Consider the following 5,149-nt stretch of genomic DNA (forward strand, 5'->3'; position numbering starts at 1 on the left):
GGATAAATATGTGAGATCAATAAATGAAAATTATCAGTTTTGTTCTGCCTTGCTTGCTGGTCCTGGCTGGTTGTTCAACCCCTTCTCAGCCAGAAGCACCTAAACCGCCGCAGATTGGTATGGCAAATCCGGCGTCGGTCTATTGCCAGCAGAAGGGCGGGACGCTCATTCCAGTGCAGACAGCGCAAGGGGTCAGCAACAATTGCAAATTACCGGGCGGTGAAACGATTGATGAATGGGCATTGTGGCGACGGGACCATCCGGCTGGTGAAAAATAACCGCCGGATGCCGTACTAAAATCACAAGCTACGTAGCCAGTCGGCCAGCACCAGCGCATGGTTCTGCGTGGTGTTTTTTGCTGCGTAGAGCAGGGTCAGCGGCTGTTTTTTGGCGATGTCCGCCAGCCGCTTTCCTTCTTGCTCGTGTTGCGCCAGTTCTGCGCGATATTGCTCGCAAAAGGTTGCAAAATCGACGACTTCGCCGTGAAAGGCTTTGCGCAGTTCCGTTGACGGCGTGATTTCTTTATCCCACTCATCAAGGGCTAAATCGGTTTTTTTGATACCGCGCGGCCAGAGGCGGTCGACCAGTACGCGATAACCATCGCTCTGTTCAGCCGGATCATAAACGCGTTTGCACTGAATATTCATCGTGTTTGTTCTCCCTTTCACGCAAGATTTGTCACGTCACTATAGCACCGGATATTAGCGAATTTCTTTGTCTCTCCCGGCGCAAAGTCCGAAAATCGCCATCAGTAGTGAAAGTATTGCAACACCCATCAGTGGTACGGACCAGTTACCGTTAGCATCGTGTATTTTACCCATTAGCGGCGGCCCACAGGCTGCCAGCAAATACCCGACGGATTGTGCCATCCCCGAGAGTGCCGCCGCCTGATGCGCAGAACTTGCCCGAAGACCAATGAACGTCAACCCCAGTATCATTGTTGCGCCGGAACCAAAACCGAAAAGCAGAGTCCAGGTGATCGCGTGCGCTGGCATAAAGCAGAGCCCAACCGCGCCCACTGCGCACATCAAGGCAACGAACGCTGCAAGACCACGCTGGTCTTTCACATGATGTAAGAAAAGTGGGATCAGCAAACCGGGAGCTGCTGTGGCTAGTTGCAGCAAACCATGCAGTGAACCCGCCTGTGCTTCGCTATAGCCGTGACTGATGAGGATCGCCGGAAGCCAGCCAATAATCACGTAATAGACCAGTGAGTTGATCCCAAGAAACAATGTTACCTGCCAGGCAAGTGGCGAACGCCAGATACCCCGGGTATGTAAGGCGCGTGAGGTACTCAAATTTGCATGTTGCTGACTTCGCCACTGTGGCAGCCATAAAAAAAGAGCCAGCAGAGGAAAACACATCAGCATGAACAACGCGCCTTGCCAGCCAAAACCGTTCAAAGCCAGCGGCACGACCATAGCCGATCCCAGTGCCGCTGCAGCTCCCATTGTCAGGGAATATGCGCCGGTAAGTCTGGCGACGGAATGAGGGAAATCGCGTTTAATTAATCCTAGCAGTAAGACATTGCCTAATGCAATCCCACCGCCAATGACCGCTGTACCGCCAAATAATAAGTAAGGCGAAGGGAGAGAACGAATTGCGATACCTGCACAGATCAAAAGTAACGCGGCAAACAGGCTACGTTCCATACCAAAACGTCGCGCCACCGGGGCAGCCAGAGGTGAGATTAGCGCAAAGGCCAATAATGGCAGGGTGGTTAATAAGCCGGTTTGCGCTGTCGTCAGCGAGTAAGCGGAACGAATCGTATCCAGTAACGGCGCTGCGCCGGTAAAGGTGACGCGTAATGTTGTGGCAATCATCAGAATGCCAGCGATAAGGACAATCCTGTTTTTGCCGCTTAATGAAGTTGAACAGGTCATATGCTTCTCATTGTTACAAACGAGGCTGTACCTTACCGTTTTTATTGTTATGTTGAATCAAGCTAAAATGACAAATTATCGCTAAGTTCGGACAAAATGATGCACAGGTTGAATCTCAATGGCTATGAACCCGACCGACACCATGAAGCCGCGGTCGCATTTTGTATTCACGCCGGAACGGATGAGTTAACCAGTCCTGTACATCAGCACCGCAAAGGACAGCTGATACTAGCATTACATGGTGCAATTACCTGTACGGTGGAAAATGCTTTGTGGATGGTGCCGCCACAATATGCGGTTTGGATACCGGGCGGGGTGAAGCATAGCAATCAAGTGACAGCTAACGCTGAACTCTGTTTTCTGTTTATCGAACCCAGCGCAGTGACAATGCCGACAACATGTTGCACATTGAAAATATCGCCCTTATGCCGGGAATTGATTTTAACCCTGGCAAACAGGACGACGACTCAGCGTGCTGAGCCGATGACCCGCAGATTAATTCAGGTCCTGTTTGATGAACTCCCTCAGCAGCCACAACAACAGCTGCACCTGCCCGTTTCTTCTCATCCTAAAATCCGCACGATGGTGGAGATGATGGCGAAAGGGCCCGTCGAGTGGGGGTCATTGGGGCAATGGGCTGGCTTTTTTGCGATGAGTGAACGCAATCTTGCCCGACTGATAGTGAAAGAGACGGGGTTGAGTTTTCGCCAGTGGCGTCAGCAGTTACAGCTGATTATGGCGCTTCAGGGATTAGTGAAAGGCGATACTGTACAGAAAGTTGCTCATACGCTGGGGTATGATTCAACAACGGCCTTTATTACTATGTTTAAGAAAGGCCTGGGGCAAACGCCAGGCCGATATATTGCGGGATTAACTACTGTTTCCCCACAATCAGCGAAACCAGACCCGCGGCAATAAGCGGGCCAACCGGTACGCCGCGAAACAGCGCTACGCCTAAAACAGTGCCCACCAGCAGCCCAGCAACCAGTTGCGGCTGGCTGCCCATTAACGTCACGCCGCGCCCACCCAGCCAGGAGACAATAACGCCTACTGCAATTGCCACCAGCGATTTCCAGTTCAGAAACGAGTGAATCAAGGTTGAGGGCGGTAGCGTCCCGCTGGCGATGGGGGCCATAACGCCAATCGTCAGAATGATTATCCCGATACTTAGCCCCTGTTTTTCAATCCACGGGAAAAAGGTGCTTAACGGTGTGACGCGGACAATGATCAACACCAGAATTGAAACGGCGACAGTGGTGTTATGACTGATAAAGCCCAGCGCAGCTAACCCGAGCAGGATCAGCAAAGTGACATCAAACATCGTGGTTTCCTTGCCAAAAAATAATAAGCCTGCTTACTTTACGCTTGCTGCAGGAAGGAAGTAGAAAATCTTTACGTTTTTTGCATAAAAAATCAGGCGAACTGTCATCAAACTGCCATTTGTGCACGCTAACAATAACGTGAAAACAGCTATCTCCCGGGGGCATGCTATGAACGATCAAATGTTCGTCGAGACACTGATTATCACATCATCGTTTTTTGCTATTGCGGTTGTGCTGGTTTTGTCCGTTCTGCTTATTGAACGGATAGGCTAGCTACGCAGTGCGGCGGAAATTGACCAGTTCTGGTTGCGCAATGCGCAAATAATCCGCGGTTTTCAAAATAACGGATTTATCCAGCATCCCTGCATTGAAGGCGATTTTATCAAATCGTTCGAAGAGTAGAGGGTCGGCAACCAGTTTGAGTTTTGGATGGAAGCTGAAAGGGGGGATCGCGCCGAAGACACAGCCTGTGAGTTCATCAACTTCCGCCGGGCTGGCCAATGAAGCGCGTAATCCGCCTATATGGCTGGCGAGTTGGCTCAGATCGGCCTGTTGATCGGCTGCGAGGATCGCCAGAACATGTTGATTTACGCCATTGCCTTTGACTTTACATACCAGTGCCTTAGCACCCTGGCCTAGAGCGGTGCCACGAATTTCTGACACCGCTTCACATTTACCTACCGCTTCATGGGTAACGACGCGGAAGTTAGCACCTTCTTGTGATAATAAAGCGATTAACTGCTGATGCGTCACGCTTCCTTTAGCCATTTCAGTCATTTCACGCTCCTGAGATTACAAGCAAACAACCACAGAAGGTTATCATGAACGGCTGTTTTTGTTCTGCTTATTGACATATAAACGCTCATCGGAAGCTTTATACGCATCATGTAACGTAATCGCTAAATCCCCCTCCTGATGACCGAGGGTGTCATTTATTTGCTTTAACTTGTCCATGTCAATTGCAATAAACATCACCGAAGAACCGGATTGCACCAGTTTCTGCAACCGCTGCTCCAGTTCAGGGGTTAAATTTTTGCGATTATACAGTCCAGTCATCGCATCACTAATATTTTCTCGCGACACATTTTGGTATAAACGGAAGTGCATCCGGACCATATTCAGCAAAATTAACGCCGTCAAAATCCAGAACAGAACGCTTTTCCACGAAGACGTGATAAAGTAAAGAATATCAATGGATAACGAGACACGAATGCCGCCCGGTAAGTCATGGACGTAACTGACATACTGGAACAGATTATCTTCGCTCTGGTTGATGATAATGTCGCGCCCCGAATCGGTATCGGTTAGCGTGACATTGAGAAAACGCCAGAGGAGAGGGCGGTCATGAGTGTAAAAGATATTCCGCAAATTGTTTTTGTTAATATCCAGCAGCACAATCCCTTTTAGCTGCCCTGCGACATATACCGGCGTCAGCAAACTCATCACGTTCTGTGTAGTACGCTGATCCTGGTAAATGCTCGACAATACGGTACGCCCGGTAAATACCTTTTCAATATCTTTGCGATCGATGCCAATACTTCCTGACTGCAGGAAGGACCAGTTATTCATCGCAAAGTATTCAACATTAACCGGCTCATAAAAATAGACATAGCGGTCATTGAGATCGAGATAATAGTGAAATTTCTCTTCGGCCATCCCAAGACCTGAACCGTAATCATCCTGGTGGCGGTTGCCTTCCACTGCCTGATCAAAAGCGGGTAATAGTGCTGCAGCTTCCACAATTGTGTCGCAGTCAGTGGATGCGGTTTGTAGTGTGCCGCGTAAGCCCGGGTATTTATGGGCAGTCAGGTTTAAGCCATGGGTATTATTGGCAGACTCAAAAGCCTCGCAGATGGCGCGCCGCTGTTCTGGCGACACTTCCGACTGCTCAGCAGCGTGAGGTAGCCTGAGTTTAACGGACACTCCTTCCTGAAATAGAATGGT

At 49.7% G+C, this 5,149-nt stretch carries 8 protein-coding genes; 3 read left to right on the plus strand and 5 right to left on the minus strand.

Annotated elements, in window-relative coordinates; genetic code table 11:
• Positions 1 to 23 precede the first annotated feature (23 nt).
• Complete coding sequence (gene yoaF, locus ACUU1M_RS18575) at positions 24 to 278, plus strand: DUF333 domain-containing lipoprotein YoaF (protein ID WP_000691930.1); 255 nt, start codon at positions 24 to 26, stop codon at positions 276 to 278.
• 21 nt (positions 279 to 299) lie between these two features.
• Here yoaF and ACUU1M_RS18580 read toward each other — a convergent pair whose 3' ends face one another.
• Positions 300 to 647 (minus strand): DUF488 domain-containing protein, encoded by a 348-nt coding sequence (locus tag ACUU1M_RS18580; protein WP_005079322.1) that lies wholly within the window; start codon positions 645 to 647, stop codon positions 300 to 302.
• Between the two features lie 54 nt (positions 648 to 701).
• Entirely contained in the window at positions 702 to 1,883 is a 1,182-nt protein-coding gene (gene nimT / locus ACUU1M_RS18585; RefSeq protein ID WP_152029048.1) for a 2-nitroimidazole transporter, read from the minus strand.
• A 96-nt stretch (positions 1,884 to 1,979) separates the two neighbouring features.
• On the opposite strand from nimT, the gene nimR reads away from it, so the two are divergent.
• Entirely contained in the window at positions 1,980 to 2,801 is an 822-nt protein-coding gene (nimR, locus tag ACUU1M_RS18590) for a DNA-binding transcriptional regulator NimR (protein ID WP_000972265.1), read from the plus strand.
• Here nimR and ACUU1M_RS18595 read toward each other — a convergent pair.
• Complete coding sequence (locus ACUU1M_RS18595; RefSeq protein WP_000460707.1) at positions 2,758 to 3,204, minus strand: DUF441 domain-containing protein; 447 nt, start codon at positions 3,202 to 3,204, stop codon at positions 2,758 to 2,760. The two genes, nimR and ACUU1M_RS18595, sit on opposite strands and share 44 nt — an antisense overlap.
• Positions 3,205 to 3,373: 169 nt before the next feature.
• Here ACUU1M_RS18595 and yoaI point away from each other — a divergent pair, with 169 nt between their 5' ends.
• Positions 3,374 to 3,478 (plus strand): small membrane protein YoaI, encoded by a 105-nt coding sequence (gene yoaI, locus ACUU1M_RS18600; RefSeq protein WP_000999629.1) that lies wholly within the window; start codon positions 3,374 to 3,376, stop codon positions 3,476 to 3,478.
• Here the strand turns inward: yoaI and yeaK are convergent, their stop codons facing one another.
• Both yeaK and ACUU1M_RS18610 read right to left on the minus strand, forming a co-directional pair.
• The gene (gene yeaK / locus ACUU1M_RS18605) at positions 3,479 to 3,982 is read right to left on the minus strand and encodes a mischarged aminoacyl-tRNA deacylase (protein WP_152029047.1); all 504 of its coding nucleotides are present in this window, start codon (positions 3,980 to 3,982) and stop codon (positions 3,479 to 3,481) included.
• Between the two features lie 42 nt (positions 3,983 to 4,024).
• Complete coding sequence (locus tag ACUU1M_RS18610) at positions 4,025 to 5,146, minus strand: GAPES1 domain-containing protein (RefSeq protein ID WP_449144732.1); 1,122 nt, start codon at positions 5,144 to 5,146, stop codon at positions 4,025 to 4,027.
• Positions 5,147 to 5,149 lie beyond the last annotated feature (3 nt).

This window comes from Shigella sp. SIG6, assembly GCF_053555815.1.